Origin of the sequence: Pseudomonas sp. MYb2 (assembly GCF_002979955.1) — a bacterium.
Taxonomy (GTDB): Bacteria; Pseudomonadota; Gammaproteobacteria; order Pseudomonadales; family Pseudomonadaceae; genus Aquipseudomonas.
This window is the reverse complement of record NZ_PCQC01000011.1, coordinates 71019-86897: the sequence shown is the minus strand read 5'-3', so window position 1 is coordinate 86897 and position 15879 is coordinate 71019. Positions and strand designations below refer to the sequence as shown.

The 15879-nt window shown below is 59.7% G+C and carries 10 protein-coding genes; 4 read left to right on the top strand and 6 right to left on the bottom strand.

Features of this window, described 5'->3' with window-relative positions:
* Positions 1–56: 56 nt before the first annotated feature.
* The 3 genes from glgB to CQ009_RS18850 form a co-directional block, all read right to left on the bottom strand.
* Entirely contained in the window at positions 57–2288 is a 2232-nt protein-coding gene (gene glgB / locus CQ009_RS18860; protein WP_105708132.1) for a 1,4-alpha-glucan branching protein GlgB, read from the bottom strand.
* A gap of 2 nt (positions 2289–2290) precedes the next feature.
* Positions 2291–5632, bottom strand: a complete 3342-nt coding sequence (gene treS, locus CQ009_RS18855; protein WP_105708130.1) for a maltose alpha-D-glucosyltransferase — start codon at positions 5630–5632, stop codon at positions 2291–2293.
* Positions 5633–5801: 169 nt separating this feature from the next.
* A complete protein-coding gene (locus CQ009_RS18850; protein WP_105708128.1) occupies positions 5802–7796 on the bottom strand; it encodes an alpha-1,4-glucan--maltose-1-phosphate maltosyltransferase in 1995 nt (664 codons plus the stop codon).
* 216 nt (positions 7797–8012) lie between these two features.
* Between CQ009_RS18850 and CQ009_RS30095 the strand changes: the two genes are divergently transcribed.
* Complete coding sequence (locus CQ009_RS30095) at positions 8013–8171, top strand: hypothetical protein (RefSeq protein WP_016985118.1); 159 nt, start codon at positions 8013–8015, stop codon at positions 8169–8171.
* A 136-nt stretch (positions 8172–8307) separates the two neighbouring features.
* On the opposite strand, the gene CQ009_RS18845 is transcribed toward CQ009_RS30095, so the two are convergent.
* The gene (locus CQ009_RS18845; protein ID WP_105708126.1) at positions 8308–8820 is read right to left on the bottom strand and encodes an MgtC/SapB family protein; all 513 of its coding nucleotides are present in this window, start codon (positions 8818–8820) and stop codon (positions 8308–8310) included.
* 123 nt (positions 8821–8943) lie between these two features.
* Here CQ009_RS18845 and CQ009_RS18840 point away from each other — a divergent pair, with 123 nt between their 5' ends.
* From CQ009_RS18840 to mapR, 3 genes are all read left to right on the top strand, one after another.
* The gene (locus CQ009_RS18840) at positions 8944–9192 is read left to right on the top strand and encodes a DUF3203 family protein (RefSeq protein WP_064391076.1); all 249 of its coding nucleotides are present in this window, start codon (positions 8944–8946) and stop codon (positions 9190–9192) included.
* Positions 9193–9387: 195 nt separating this feature from the next.
* Positions 9388–10818: a cytochrome c oxidase accessory protein CcoG gene (ccoG, locus tag CQ009_RS18835; RefSeq protein WP_105708124.1), complete on the top strand. Its 1431-nt coding sequence runs from the start codon at positions 9388–9390 to the stop codon at positions 10816–10818.
* Positions 10819–11130: 312 nt separating this feature from the next.
* Positions 11131–12540, top strand: a complete 1410-nt coding sequence (gene mapR / locus CQ009_RS18830) for a GntR family transcriptional regulator MpaR (RefSeq protein ID WP_034155962.1) — start codon at positions 11131–11133, stop codon at positions 12538–12540.
* A 149-nt stretch (positions 12541–12689) separates the two neighbouring features.
* Here the strand turns inward: mapR and CQ009_RS18825 are convergent, their stop codons facing one another.
* Together CQ009_RS18825 and CQ009_RS18820 are read right to left on the bottom strand one after the other, a co-directional pair.
* Positions 12690–13436: an SDR family oxidoreductase gene (locus CQ009_RS18825; RefSeq protein ID WP_095118727.1), complete on the bottom strand. Its 747-nt coding sequence runs from the start codon at positions 13434–13436 to the stop codon at positions 12690–12692.
* 190 nt (positions 13437–13626) lie between these two features.
* On the bottom strand, positions 13627–15708 hold the full coding sequence (locus CQ009_RS18820) for a bifunctional diguanylate cyclase/phosphodiesterase (protein ID WP_105708122.1): 2082 nt from the start codon (positions 15706–15708) through the stop codon (positions 13627–13629).
* Positions 15709–15879 lie beyond the last annotated feature (171 nt).

Genomic DNA, 15879 nt, shown 5'->3' with positions numbered 1-15879 from the left:
ACGCATTCCAAGTGTAGGAGTGAGCCTGCTCGCGATGGCAGCAACTCGCTACTGGATCAACCCTCCGGTTTGAGGATCAACACCGCCAGCGGCGGCAGGTTCAGTTCCAGCGACAACGACTGGCCATGGCTCGCCACTTCCTCGGTAAATGCCCCGCCGCCATTGCCGTAATTGGAACCGGCGTAGGTGTCGGCATCGCTATTGAGCAACTCAGTCCAGCGCCCGGCAAATGGCACACCGACGCGATACGCCTGACGCGGCACCGGGGTGAAGTTGGCCACCACCAGCACCGGTGCGCCCTCCTTGCTCCAGCGCAGCCAGGCATAAACGCTGTTGATCGCATCGTCACCAATCAACCACTGAAACCCCTGCGGCGCGTCGTCCTGATCGTGCAACGCCGGCTCCTCGCGATACAGCCGATTAAGATCGCCAACCAGTTTCTGCACGCCTTTGTGCTCGGAGTACTGCAGCAGATACCAATCGAGCTGCTGATCGTGATTCCACTCGCGCCACTGGCCAAATTCGCAGCCCATGAACAACAGCTTCTTGCCGGGATGGGTCCACATGAAACTCAGATACGCGCGCAAGTTGGCGAATTTCTGCCAGCGGTCGCCGGGCATCTTGTCGATCAGCGAATGCTTGCCATGTACCACTTCATCGTGGGAGATCGGCAGGATGAAACGCTCGGACCAAGCGTAGACCAGGCCAAAACTCAACTCGTTGTGATGGTGGGCGCGGTACACCGGATCCTGCTGAATGTAATGCAGTGAATCGTGCATCCAGCCCATGTTCCATTTGTAGGCAAAACCCAAGCCGCCCTGCTGCGTACTTTGACTGACACCGGGCCACGCCGTGGATTCTTCGGCGATCACCAGCGCACCCGGCGCTTCCAGCTCAACCACATCGTTCAAATGCCGGAGGAAATCGATGGCTTCGAGATTCTCGCGCCCGCCATGACGGTTCGGTACCCACTCGCCAGCCTTGCGCGAATAGTCGCGATAGAGCATCGACGCCACCGCATCGACGCGCAAACCATCGACATGGAAATGCTTCAGCCAGTGCAGCCCGGAGGCGAGCATGTAGCCGTGCACCTCGGTGCGCCCCAGGTTGTAGATCAGCGTGTCCCAATCCTGATGGAAACCTTCCAGCGGATTGCCGTACTCGTAAAGCGCGGTGCCGTCGAATTGCGCCAGACCGTGAGTATCGGTGGGGAAATGCGCTGGCACCCAGTCGAGAATCACGCCGATCTCGGCCCGGTGGCAGGCGTCGACGAATTCGGCGAACTGCGCTGGCGAACCATACCGCGCGCTCGGCGCGAACTGCGAGAGCAACTGATAACCCCAAGAACCACCGAACGGGTGTTCCATGATCGGCATCAATTCGATGTGGGTGAAACCGAGTTCCTTGACGTAAGGAATCAGCCGCTCGGCAAGTTCCGGCCAGGTGTACTGACGCGCCACCTCACCGAGATCATCCAGCTCGCATTGCCACGAACCGGCGTGCAGCTCATAGATCGACAGCGGCGCCGAATGCTTGTGACGATCGCGGCGGCTGCTCATCCAGTCCTGATCCTGCCAGTCGATCTGCAGGGGTTCCGCGACTTTTGACGCCGTATCCGGCGGCAGGCTGGTGGCCAGCGCCATCGGGTCGGCCTTGAGCGGCAGAATGCCGTGGGCACCGAGAATCTCGTATTTGTACAGCTCGCCCGCTTGCAGGCGCGGAATGAACAGCTCCCAGACCCCGGACGGATGACGCAGGCGCATGGGATGGCGACGCCCGTCCCAGACGTTGAAATCCCCCACCACTGACACGCGCCGGGCATTCGGCGCCCACACCGCAAAGCGCACGCCGTCGACACCATCCACGGTTCTTAGCTGCGCGCCAAGGCAGGCGCTGAGGTCACGGTGATTGCCCTCGGCGAACAGATACAAATCCATTTCACCGAGCAACTGGCCAAAGCTATACGGGTCCTCGGCGACTTGCTCGCCGCCGGCCCAGCGCGTGCGCAGCTGGTAAGGCCGCGCCTGATCAAAATGACCAACGAACAGCCCCGGCGTTTCGGTCTGCTCCAACGGACCGCGTTCTTCGCCGCTGTCCTTGTCCACTACCACGACGCTCAATGCACCGGGCAGATACGCGCGAATGAATTGCCCACCAGCGCCATCGCCGTGCGGGCCGAGAATGGAAAAAGGGTCGTGATGTTCAGCGCGGACCAAGGCGTCGATATCTTTCGCCGAGGGCAGCAGCGCTTCTTTGACCTGACCCTGTTCCTTGTTTGAGAAACTCATGACTACTCTCCACCAAGATCGGAAAAGGGTTTAAGCCCCGTCAATAACCCGTACAAACCGTGCAACGGCACGGGCAGCCACGTGGGGCGATTTTCGGCTTCATAGGCCACTTCATAGGCCGCCTTCTCCAGGCCGAACAACGCAAGCGCAGCGTCGGCACCTTCAGGATCTTGCCAGGCATGCTCAAGACTAGCTGCCGCGCGGCGATATGCCTGAACAAATGCCTCACGGGCCTCACGCAGATAGCGCTCGGCCACCAGACGCCGCGCAGTTTCAGACTCAGCGCTGTGGTCAACGTTGTGCACGTTGATGGTCATCGCTGCCGCGTAATCGAAGGAGCGCAACACGCCGCTGACATCCTTGTACGGGCTGTGTTTGCCACGCCGCTCGCTCAATGGCCGCGCCGGTTCGCCCTCGAAGTCGATCAGATAGGCATCGCCCTTGATCACCAGCACCTGGCCCAGATGCAGGTCGCCGTGGACGCGGATACGCAAGCCACCCGTGGCTTTTTTCGCCAGATCCTGCACATGCGCAAGAATGGTTTTCTTCTCGTCGATCAGGCGTTTGACCAGCTTCTGATCCGCTGCATTGAGCTCGCCCTGATGTTGCTTAAGCAGCTTCAAGGCATGTTCGACCTGGGCCACGACATCCTTGCCCGTGGCCTGCATGTCCTTGGTGGTCGACACTTGCGGGGCGAAGTCGGCATTGTCGGTTGGCGCGGCGAGCACCTTGTGCATCTCACCCAAGCGCTGGCCGAGCATGCCGGCAAAGTCCCTCAGTTCACCCAACGCGTTGTAATGCTGCTCCTGTTCGGACATGGCATCGGCCAGTTCATCGCGCAGCGCCCGTTCGAGGTTGTTCTGCGTCCATTCCCAGGCGTCGCCCTGATTGCTCAGATAGCCTTGGGCAATCATCAGCAAGTTGTCTTCGCCCTTGCCATCGCGGCGGATAACCGAGCCGAGCAGCGGTGAAATATTGGCAAATCCGGCCTCGGTCAGGTAAGCGCTCATCTCCAGTTCCGGGTGTACGCCAGAAGCGACTTTACGTATCAGCTTGAGCACCAGACTGTTGCCGATCACCACCGAACTGTTCGATTGCTCAGCGGACAGATAACGCACTTCCGCCTCGCCGCCGAGGCCGAGTTTTTCCAGTTGCGCGGTCGGCGCAAAACGGATTTCGCCCTCGGTTGATTCCAGCACCGTGTTGTTCTGCATGCCGTGCAGCACCGCGCGAATGAACGCTTCAAGGCTGAACGCATCGGTGATCAAACCGACTTGTCGCACTCTTCGTACACGCGACAACGCCAATTGCTGCGGCAACGCCGGGCCGACCTGATCTTCGGCAATGAAGCCAAACGGCAATTGATAACGACTGGTCTGCCCAGCGCTGGTGACTTCGATTTCGCTGAGCAGCACCGGATGCTGCGCGTCGCCGAAACGCACGCCATAGGCCAGATGCACCTTGTCGATGCCAGCATCTTTGCCAGCGAACCAGCGCCGGTTCTGCAGCCAGCTCGGCAGGATGCTCTGCTCCAGCGTCGTGCGCGACGGCGCTTCGAGCAATTCCTCCATGCGTTTCTTCAACACCAGCGTGGTGAAGTCCGGCAGGCTCTGCGCCGGTTCGACGTGCCAGCTCGGCATCTGGTTTTCCGCGGCCAGTGCAAACCAGTAGAAACCGTACGGCGCCAGGGTCAGGAGGAAATTCAACTGACCGATCGGCGGGAAGGCATTACCGCCGAGCATCTCCACCGGCACCATGCCGACGTAGGCCGACAGGTCCAGTTCCACCGCTTGCGCACTGCGCGAGACGTTGGCCACGCACAAGATGATTTCGTGTTTGCCATCGACATCGGTGAATTCGCGGGTGTAGGCCAGCACGCGACGGTTGTTCGGTGAGAGCATCTTCAAGGTGCCACGGCCGAAGGCTTTCGACTGTTTGCGCACAGCGAGCAAGCGTCGGGTCCAGTTGAGCAATGAATGCGGATCGCCGGACTGGGTTTCGACGTTGACCGACAGATAGCCGTACTGCGGATCCATGATCGGTGGCAGTACCAGGCTCGCCGGATCGGCGCGGGAGAAACCGCCGTTGCGGTCGATCGACCATTGCATCGGCGTACGCACACCGTCGCGGTCGCCGAGGTAGATGTTGTCACCCATGCCGATTTCATCACCGTAATACAACGTCGGCGTGCCGGGCATCGACAGCAGCAGACTGTTGAGCAATTCGATGCGGCGGCGATCGCGCTCCATCAACGGCGCCAAGCGACGGCGAATACCGAGGTTGATCCGCGCACGGCGGTCAGCGGCGTAGTAATTCCATAGATAGTCACGTTCTTTGTCGGTGACCATCTCCAGCGTCAGCTCATCGTGGTTACGCAGGAAAATCGCCCATTGGCAGTTGGCGGGGATTTCCGGAGTCTGGCGCAAAATGTCGGTGATCGGGAAGCGATCTTCCTGGGCCAACGCCATGTACATGCGCGGCATCAACGGGAAGTGAAACGCCATGTGGCATTCGTCGCCGTTTAGACCTTCGGCATCGGTGTCACCGAAGTACAGCTGAGTGTCTTCCGGCCACTGGTTGGCCTCAGCGAGCAGCATGCGGTCGGGATAGTTGGCGTCGATTTCCGCACGGATCTGCTTGAGGACGTCATGGGTCTCGGGGAGATTTTCGTTATTGGTGCCGTCGCGCTCGATCAGGTAAGGGATGGCGTCGAGACGCAGGCCGTCGATGCCCATGTCCAGCCAGTAACGCATCACCGAGAGCACGGCTTTCATCACTTGCGGGTTGTCGAAATTCAGATCGGGTTGGTGCGAATAGAAACGATGCCAGAAGTACTGGCCCGCGACCGGGTCCCAGGTCCAGTTGGATTTCTCCGTGTCGAGAAAAATGATCCGCGTGCCGTCGTATTTCTGATCGTCATCCGACCACACGTAAAAGTCCCGCGCCGCCGAGCCGGGTTTGGCCTTGCGCGCACGCTGGAACCACGGGTGCTGGTCGGAGGTGTGGTTGATGACCAGTTCAGTGATCACTCGCAAACCGCGCTTGTGCGCCTCGGCGATAAAGCGCTTGGCATCGGCCATGGTCCCGTAATCGCTGTGTACGCCTCGGTATTCGGCGATGTCGTAACCGTCGTCGCGACGTGGCGAGGGGTAGAACGGCAGGAGCCAGATGGTGTTGACGCCGAGGTCGGCGATGTAGTCGAGTTTGGCGATCAGGCCGGGAAAGTCGCCGATCCCGTCATTGTTGGAGTCGAAAAACGATTTGACGTGGACTTGATAGATCACCGCGTCCTTGTACCAGAGCGGGTCTTTGATAAAGGTGGCTGCCTTGGGTTTCTTCGCCATGTGAAACTCCTGTTGAATTCTGGATAAACCGTGAGCCGATCATCTGGCTCGAAAACGCTGAGCAACCTGTAGGAGTGAGCCTGCTCGCGATAGCGGTTTCATATTCAGTAGAGTTGTCGCCTGCAAGATTGCTATCGCGAGCAGGCTCACTCCTACAATGGTTCTGTGTTCAGGCAGTGATTCGCCAAATGCCGAATGGCTGGTAAGCCGGGTCCAGGCGCATGAACTGGTATTTGCCGTGCCAGTCCCAGCGATGGCCGTTCATCAAGTCTTCGCCGTGGGTCGTCGCGTCATCGGGCAGGCCCATTTCCCACAATGGCAGTTCGAAGTTCGCCTCCTGCACGTTATGCGGATCGAGGCTGACCGCGACCAGAATGAAATTGCTGCCGTCAAAGCTGCGCTTGCCGAAATACAGAATGTTGTCGTTCCAGGCGTTGTAGACCTTCAGGCCCAGATGCGTGTGCAGCGCCGGGTTCTGCCGGCGGATGCGGTTGAGCTGGGCGATCTCGGCAATGATGTTCCCCGGCGCGGTGAAGTCGCGAACGCGGATCTCGTATTTCTCCGAGTCGAGGTATTCCTCCTTGCCCGGCACCGGCGCCGACTCGCACAGTTCAAAACCGGAATACATGCCCCACAAGCCCGAACCCATGGTTGCCAGCGCCGCACGAATCAGAAACCCCGGGCGCCCGGATTCGTGCAGGAATGCCGGGTTGATGTCCGGCGTATTGACGAAGAAATTCGGCCGGTAGCATTCGCGCCAAGGCGATTCGTTCAGTTCGGTGAAATACGTCGCCAGCTCAGCCTTGCTGTTACGCCAGGTGAAATAGGTGTAACTCTGCGTGTAACCAACCTTACCGAGGCGCGCCATCATCGCCGGCGTAGTGAAGGCTTCAGCGAGGAAGATCACTTCGGGGTAAAGCGCGCGAACGTCAGCAATCAGCCATTGCCAGAACGGCAGCGGTTTGGTGTGCGGATTGTCGACGCGAAAGATCTTCACGCCCTCCTCGACCCAGCCAATGACGATGTCGCGCAGTTCGACCCACAGACTCGGAATCGCGTCCGGCGCGTAGAAGTCGACGTTGACGATGTCCTGGTATTTCTTTGGCGGGTTCTCTGCGTATTTGATCGTGCCGTCCGGGCGCCAGTTGAACCAGCCCGGATGCTGCTTGAGCCACGGGTGATCCTGGGAACACTGGATGGCGAAATCGAGGGCGATTTCCAGACCATGATCGGCAGCAGCGGCAACCAGTCGGCGGAAGTCTTCGCGGGTGCCGAGTTGCGAGTGAATCGCCTCGTGGCCGCCCTCTTCACTGCCGATGGCATAAGGGCTGCCTGGATCATCCGGGCCGGCGGTCAAGGAATTATTGCGGCCCTTGCGGTGCGCGCGGCCGATCGGGTGGATCGGCGTGAAGTACAACACGTCGAAGCCCATGTCTTGAATCATCGGCAGACGCGCGTGCACATCATTGAAAGTGCCATGACGGCGGGGATCATCGGTGATCGAGCGCGGAAACAGTTCATACCAACTGGCAAACTCGGCCAGTTCTCGCTCAACGTCCATGGGGAATTCGGCGCTGACGCTCAAGTAGGCGCGGTGATCGGCCTCAGCCATCAATTGCGCACTGCGCGAGTGCAGAAACAGCGCGACCTGCTCGGTTTCGAGCAACCCGGACAATTCGTGGTGCAACGCCGCCAGTTGTTCGCTGAGCTGGCCCTCGCTGCGTTCGGCGGCCTGCTGAATCATGGTCCGGCCTTCCTGCAACTCCAGCGAAACGGGGACGGCGGCATTGTGTTTTTTCTCCAGTTCGTACTGAAAACTGGCGAAGTGATCGATCCACGCTTCGATGCAATATAGGTAACGGCCCTGCTGTTCAGGGCGGAACTGGCCTTGCCAGCCATTATTGCCCTGATCGGCCATGACTTCGCTTTGCCATTGCTCTTCGCCTTCCTCGCGCCAGCGGATGCGCACCGCGAGTTTGTCGTGGCCGTCGGCGAACACCTTGCTGGTAACCACTACTTCACGGCCGGCGATCGACTTCACCGCGAACTGCCCGCCATCGAGGGTCGGCATGGTGTTTTCGATGGCAATGCGTGGCAACAGCAAAGCCTGCGACAGTGGCATATGCGGGTTGTAGTTTAATTCTGAGGGTTTTTCAGCAGTCATTGAGCATCTCTCCTTAACGCCCCAAGGACGCTCTTGTGCCGGTTCAGCGTTCGCAATCGAGCGCCTGCCCGGAATGAACTCACTTAGGTTCCGAGCGACCGGCGCCGGGAAAAGTTCAGATGAAATTACCGTGTCAGAAAAGCGGATCGAATTCGCCATGAGGTGGTCAATCCACTTAAGCACTTCTCACGCCATGTGCCACACGGAGGTCATCAGATGAATATCCCGATCCCGGCGGAAACGCCCGATCCGAACATCGACAAACCCACCTTGCCCGAGACCGAGCCGCAGCCGATTCCCGAGCAGGAACCGCCGGGCACCACGCCACCGCCTAAGGAAGAACCGCCGAGCACGATGCCACCCGTCATCGTCTGACTGACAGTGTGACTGATCATTCCCACGCTCCGCGTGGGAATGCAGCCCGGGACGCTCCGCGTCCCAAAGCGGACGCGGAGCGTCCATTGAGGCGTTCCCACGCAGAGCGTGGGAACGATCTCCGGCGCCGGAATGATCAGTGGTCATCAGTCTTCTCTTCTTCTTTTTCGAAGAGCTTCACGATCCGCGGCATCACGCTAAAAATTGCCAGCGCCAGAAAGGTGCTGAGCAACGCCGTTGCTTCCTTGCCCAACCCAGCCGCAACACCGATCGCAGCGGTCATCCACAGCCCGGCAGCCGTGGTCAGGCCTTTGACATGACCTTCATCGCCTTCCTTGTTTTTCAGGATGGTCCCGGCACCGAGAAAGCCGATCCCGGCAATCACCCCTTGCACCACCCGGCTCATCGCATCCGACTCTGCCCCCGAAGTCTGCGGCACCAGCACAAACAACGCCGCGCCGAGCGCCACCAGCATATGTGTGCGCACCCCGGCAGCCTTGCCTTTGTGTTCGCGCTCGAACCCGAGAATGCCACCCAGAATCGCCGCCATCAGCAGGCGCACGGTAATCCGCGTCAGTTGCGAGGCATCGCCGACGTCGGCGAATTCCGCTTGCAGGGTTTCCCACACTTCATGCCACCACGCGTTCATCCGGCAGTCCTTTCCAAGGGTCTATAAAGGATGGACAGCGGCGACCATTAATCAGTTGCGCAGAACGATCGGCGCAGCGTGCGCCCTAACCTTGCAGACCTCCCTGAAAAAAGGACTGCTCCCATGCCTCTCCGAGTCGATGAATCCAACCCCGAACAAAAAGTGTGTTTTTTCACCGTTGAACATGGCGAGGAAATTCGCATTTGCGACACCCTGGAAGTCATGACGGATAGCGAAAAATCCATGTCGTTCGTGGAAATAGAAGGCCGGCGCGTTTACATCAGCGAAAAAGAAGCTGACGCCTTGACCGTCGCAGGCGCCAAAGACGGTCGCAAGCACTTGAAGGCCGACGAGAGTGATTCGGTGATTTGACTGACCCTGATCAAAACCCCGCGCAAACGTCTGCGATAGGCGTTTGCGCCTTTGTCTGCGGGCTGCTTCAAGTTGTCGCAGGCGCTGCGCGAAAACCCATCTGATCCGCTTTTTATTGAAATACCTGAGTCTGTTATGCAAACAGATCGACGCTCATAGTGCTCTGGCCTGATGGAGGCTGATGAGCGAATAACCATGAGCGAACAAATCCCCGTCCGAACCGTAGAAGCAACGCCAACCATTAAAAGTGTGCCCGCACGCCCAATGAAGGCGACGGCCAAGTCCAGTGACAACCAGATCCACACCCGCAGCTTCACCGGTCTGTTCCGCACCCTGCGCATGAGTGGCGCGGGATTTCTGTTTGTGCTGTTTTTCGGCACGGTGTGGCTGAATTGGGGCGGACGTCAGGCAGTGCTCTGGGATCTTTCTGAAAGCAAATTCCACATCTTCGGCGCGACGTTCTGGCCGCAGGATTTCATCCTGCTGTCGGCGCTGCTGATCATCGCCGCGTTCGGCCTGTTCGCCATCACCGTGTTCGCCGGTCGGGTCTGGTGCGGTTACACCTGTCCGCAGAGTTCGTGGACATGGATCTTCATGTGGTGCGAGAAAATCACCGAAGGCGAACGCAACCAGCGGATCAAATTGCAAGCTGCGGCGTGGAGCCTGAACAAACTGGCCCGGCGTGCGGCCAAGCACACGCTGTGGCTGGCGATCAGCGTGATGACTGGCCTGACCTTCGTCGGTTACTTCACCCCGATCCGGCCACTGGCTGAAGAGCTGCTGACTTTGCAGATCGGCGGGGTCAGCCTGTTCTGGGTGCTGTTCTTCGCCGCCGCCACGTACATCAACGCCGGTTGGCTGCGTGAGGCGGTGTGCATGCACATGTGCCCGTATGCGCGGTTCCAGAGCGTGATGTTCGACAAGGACACCCTGACGATTTCCTACGACGTGGCCCGTGGCGAAAACCGTGGCCCGCGCAAACGCGACGTGAAACCGGTAGAAGCAGGTTTGGGTGATTGCATCGACTGCCAGTTGTGCGTGCAGGTCTGCCCGACCGGCATCGACATTCGCGACGGCTTGCAGATGGAGTGCATCGGCTGCGCCGCGTGCATTGACGCTTGCGACTCGATCATGGACAAAATGAACTACCCGCGCGGCTTGATCCGCTACAGTTCCGAGCGCGAATTGCAGGGGGGTAAAACCCATCTGCTGCGTCCGCGTCTGATTGGCTACACCGTGGTGCTGGTAGCGATGATCGGCGCGTTGGCATTGGCGCTGGTCGAGCGGCCAATGGTCTCGCTGGACGTGACCAAGGATCGCGGGCTGTTCCGTGAGAACGGTCAAGGCCAGATCGAAAACATCTACAGCCTCAAAGTCATCAACAAGACCCAGCAACGCCAGGACTACAACCTGACGCTGGTGGATGGCGATGGCTTCCAGCTGCAAGGCAAGACCGAGCTCAGCCTGGCGCCGGGGGAAATTGTCGATGTGCCGGTGTCGGTGGCGATGACCACGGAGCGCCCGGCCAGCAGCTCGCAAACCTTGAGTTTCAAAATTGCCGACAGCGATGAGCCTGAGGTTTACAGCGTGGCGAAGAGCAGGTTTGTGGCGCCGATGAATCGCTGATCCCTTAGAATCCGCTCCCTCACCCCAGCCCTCTCCCAGGGGTAGAGGGAGCCGACCGAGGTGTCTGTCGCTATCCATCGACCTGACAGACTGAGTCGATTACGGATTCAGCAAAGTATTTTCAGGCCGAGTCGATTGTGGATTCAGCAAAACACTTTCAGGCCGAGTCGATTGTGGATTCAGCAAAGCACTTTCAGGTCGGTGTATTTAGCAAGCATCCCCCAATCAGTCCCCTCTCCCTCTGGGAGAGGGCTAGGGTGAGGGGCAGTACTCCTGACACACCTCATCATCAACCAGCACCAAGGCTCCTCGATGAAACGCTACGAAAAATTCGCCGACGACATCGCTGAACTGATCCGCTCCGGTGTCCTCGGCCCCGGCCAGCGCGTGCCTTCGGTGCGTTACGCCAGCCAGACCTACGGGGTCAGCCCGTCCACGGTGTTCCAGGCCTACTACCTGCTCGAACGCCGCGGCCTGATCCGCGCGCGGCCGCGCTCCGGCTACTTCGTCAACACTCACGCGCCGAGCCCGTTTTCCGAGCCGGTGATCAGCAGCCACGTTAACGACTCCACCGAAGTCGACGTCAGCGAACTGGTGTTCTCGGTCCTCGATTCGATCAAGGACCCGAGCACGATCCCCTTCGGCTCGGCGTTCCCCAGCCCCACGCTGTTCCCGTTGCAACGCCTGTCGCGCTCGCTGGCCAGCGCCGCCCGCGAGATGGACCCGCGCATGGTCGTCACCGACATGTCGCCGGGCAATCCGCAACTGCGCCGGCAAATCGCTCTGCGCTACATGGTCGGCGGCCTGATGCTGCCGATGGAAGAACTGCTGATCACCAACGGCGCCCTCGAAGCGCTGAACCTGTGCCTGCAAGCGGTGACCGAGCCTGGCGACCTAGTGGCCATCGAAGCCCCGGCGTTCTACGCCAGCCTGCAAGTACTGGAACGGCTGAAACTCAAAGCCGTGGAAATCCCCGTGCACCCGCGTGACGGCATCGACCTTGGCGTACTTGCGCAGACGCTGGAACGGCATCCGATCAAGGCCTGCTGGTGTATGACCAGCTTCCAGAACCCGATGGGCGCAACCATGCCCGAGGCAAAAAAACAGGAACTGGTCGAACTGCTGCGCCGCCATCAGGTGCCGCTGATCGAGGACGATGTCTACGCCGAGCTCTATTACGGCCAACAGGCGCCGAAACCGGCCAAGGCCTTCGACACCGAAGGTCTGGTGATGCACTGCGGCTCGTTCGCCAAGAGCCTGGCCCCCGGCTATCGCATCGGCTGGGTCGCTGCCGGGCGTTACGCGCAGAAAATCGAACGGCTGAAACTGATGACTTCGTTATGTGCCTCGATGCCGGCGCAAGCGGCGATTGCCGACTATCTGCAACACGGCGGCTATGACCGTCACCTGCGCAAACTTCGCTATGCACTGGAAGAACAGCAGAGCGCGATGCTTGCCGCCATCGCCCGTTACTTCCCGGCGCAGACCCGGGTCAGCCAACCGGCGGGCGGCTACTTTTTGTGGCTGGAACTGCCACCGCAAATGGATTCATTGAAGTTGTTTCAGATGGCACTGGCGCAAGGCATCAGTATTGCGCCGGGGCCGATTTTCTCGCCGACGCAGCGCTTCAGGAATTGTATTCGCCTGAACTATGGCAGCCCTTGGACCGAGGATTCGGAAAAAGCCATGGAGACGTTGGGGCGGATTGTGCGGTCGTTCTGAAAGATTGTTGCTGACTGCACTGGCCCCATCGCTGGCAAGCCAGCTCCCACAGTGTTCTATGTCACCGCGTATGTTGTGTACGACATAGAAACCTGTGGGAGCTGGCTTGCCAGCGATGGGGCCGGATCAGGCAACAAAAATCCCAACGATCAGCGCCCGCCCCCCAAATCAACAAACGTCCCGGTCGCATACGACGCCTTGTCCGACAACAACCAGACAATCGCCTCCGCCACCTCATCCGGCCGCCCGCCACGGGCCATCGGAATCGCCGACTCCAGCTTGCTGACCCGATCCGGGTCGCCGCTCAAAGCGTGGAAATCGGTATAGATGTAACCCGGGCGCACGGCGTTGACCCGAATCCCCTCACCCGCCACCTCCTTGGACAAGCCAATGGTAAAAGTGTCGAGCGCGCCTTTGGACGCGGCGTAGTCGACGTATTCATTTGGCGAGCCCAGACGCGACGCCACCGACGACACGTTGACGATACTGCCACCCTGCCCGCCGTGCTTGGGCGACATGCGCAGGATCGCGTGTTTGGCACAAAGGATCGGCGCCAGGACATTGGTTTTCATGATCTTGAGAATGCGGAATTCGGACATTTCGTCGACCCGCGACTTTTGCCCGACGGTGCCAGCATTGTTCACCAGCGCAGTAACACGGCCCAATTCAGTGTCGACCCGCTGGAACAGCGCGATCACTTCGTCTTCGATGCTGACGTCGGCGCGCACCGCGATGGCTTGTGCGCCCAGTGCGCGGACTTGCTCCAGCACGCTTTGCGCGGCTTGTTCATCCGACTGATAGTTGATGCAGATCCGATAGCCTTGCTCGGCAGCCAACAACGCCGTAGCGGCGCCAATCCCGCGCCCGCCACCGGTGATCACAATGACTTTATCCATGCTGGCCTTTCTCCCCCAATGCACACGTAACAGTCGGGGGGAAGAATAACCGCCATTGGCGGGTTTTGCATGGAGTCTGTGGTGTCTGGGCAGACGCCTTCGCGAGCAAGCTCGCTCCCACAGGGTTCTGTGTCGTTCACACAGCCAATGTGGGAGCGAGCCTGCTCGCGAAGAACGATAACGCAGTCGATCAGACCACCGCCAACTGCTCACCCCGTGCAATATCCTGCATGAATTTCTCCGCCGGCATCGGATGCCCCAGCAGATACCCCTGCAACGAATCACACCCCAACTGCGTCAGAAACTCCTGCTGCACTCCGGTTTCAACGCCTTCAGCGACAATGCGCAACCCCAACGCCTGGCCCAACGCAACGATCGCCGAGACAATCGCCGCATCGTCACTGTCATGCTCCAGATCGCGCACAAACCCACGATCGATCTTCAGCTCATTGGCCGGCAACCGCTTGAGGTACATCAGGCTGGAATAACCGGTGCCGAAGTCGTCAATCGACAGGTCGACGCCCATGTCCGACAACTCCTGCAACACCGTCATGCTGGCATCGGCATCGCTCATGGCCGTGGTTTCGGTGATTTCCAGGGTCAGGCTGTTGGCCGGCAAGTGGTGAGTGGCCAAGGCCTTGGCCACGCTACGAACCAAACCGGTGTGGCAGAACTGCAACGCCGACAGGTTCACCGCAATGCGCCAATCGGTGTAACCGAGCACGTACCACTCGCGCATCTGCCGGCAGGCTTCGTTGAGCACCCATTCACCGATGGGTATGATCAGACCGGTTTTCTCGGCCAGTTCGATGAACTTGTCCGGCATCAGCATGCCGTGGACGGGATGCTGCCAACGCAACAGCGCTTCAGCGCCGACCGGACGGCCATTGGCGGCGTCGAACTTGGGTTGGTAATGCAAGCTGAACTGGCTGTGTTCCAGCGCCGCACGCAGATCCTGCAACAACTGCAATTGCTTGCGCGCGTTGGTGTTCATCGATGCGTCGAAAAAGCTGTAGCCGTTTTTGCCGCCGCCCTTGGCGTGGTACATCGCTGCGTCGGCGTTCATCAGCAGTTCCTGGGCGTTCTGGCCATTGCCCGGATACAGGGCGATGCCGACGCTGGCGGAGATCTGCAAGTCATGCTCGGCGACGCGGAACGATTGCGCAATCAAGCCGACCTGGCGTGCCGCCAGCCCCAGCGCGTCGTTCGGCTCAGTCAGACGCACCAGCAGGACGAACTCATCGCCGCCGATCCGCGCGAGAGTGTCGAGGCTGCGCAAATCTTCACGCAGACGCACACCGACTTCGCGCAACAACTGATCGCCCATGTGATGACCAAACGCATCGTTAACCGGTTTGAAGCCGTCCAGATCGATGAACATCAAGGCAAAACAGCCGCCCTGCTCATGGACCTTCTTCATTGCCTGATTAATGCGATCGTCCAGCAGCATGCGGTTCGGCAAACCGGTCAGGGTGTCGTGCAGGGCCAGTTGCGTGAGTTCGCGGTTGGCCACGGTCAACGAGTGCGCGAGATCGGCGGTGCGCGCTTCGAGGCGCGCGTCGAGAATCGAGGTCAGCAAGGCAATCGACAGCACTGCCAGCGTAGTGATCAACACGAGGCTGTCGAGGCCGTTGCCTTTGAGGCCATTGATCGTCGCACCGCAGAAGCTGCCGTCGGGAAATTGCGCGGCAGCCATACCGGTGTAGTGCATGCCAACTATGGCGATGCCCATGATGATCGCTGCGCCACCACGGATCAGCCGCACATAGGGAGAGTGCTGACGCAAGCGGAAGGCGATCCACAGCGCCGCCGCCGAAGCGCCGACCGCAATCAGCAATGAGGCGCCAAACAACGTCGGGTCGTAGTCGATCCCGGGGGTCATGCGCATCGCCGCCATGCCGGTGTAATGCATGGCACTGATGCCGGCGCCCATGATCAGCGCGCCGAACGCAAGTTGCAGAATCGGCAGCTTCGGCTGGCTGACCAGCCACAAGGCGAACCCGCAGGACAACACCGCGATGAGCAGCGAAAGCGCCGTCAGGGTGATGTCATAGCCCAGATCGATCGGCAGTTTGAAGGCCAGCATGCCAATGAAGTGCATCGACCAGACGCCGATGCCCATGGCAAACGCACCGCCGGCGGTCCAGAAATGCACCGCCCGGCCCTTGGCCGTGGCAATGCGGCCGGTAAGGTCGAGCGCGGTGTACGAAGCGAGAATCGCCACGCACAACGAAATGAAAACCAGGGTGGAGGAATAACTACCGATGAGCATGGGATTTCTCGTGGCCACCCAACGCGGATTGCGTCCATTCCCGGTCGGGCAAATGCGGCGATTGTACTGATTGCACAGAAGAACGCACTGACAAAGTAATCAAATGGCCATCAAGCCGATGAAACGCTTGTTCGATCGTCCGACAAGGCTCTGGAGTGGGCCTTTCTGCAG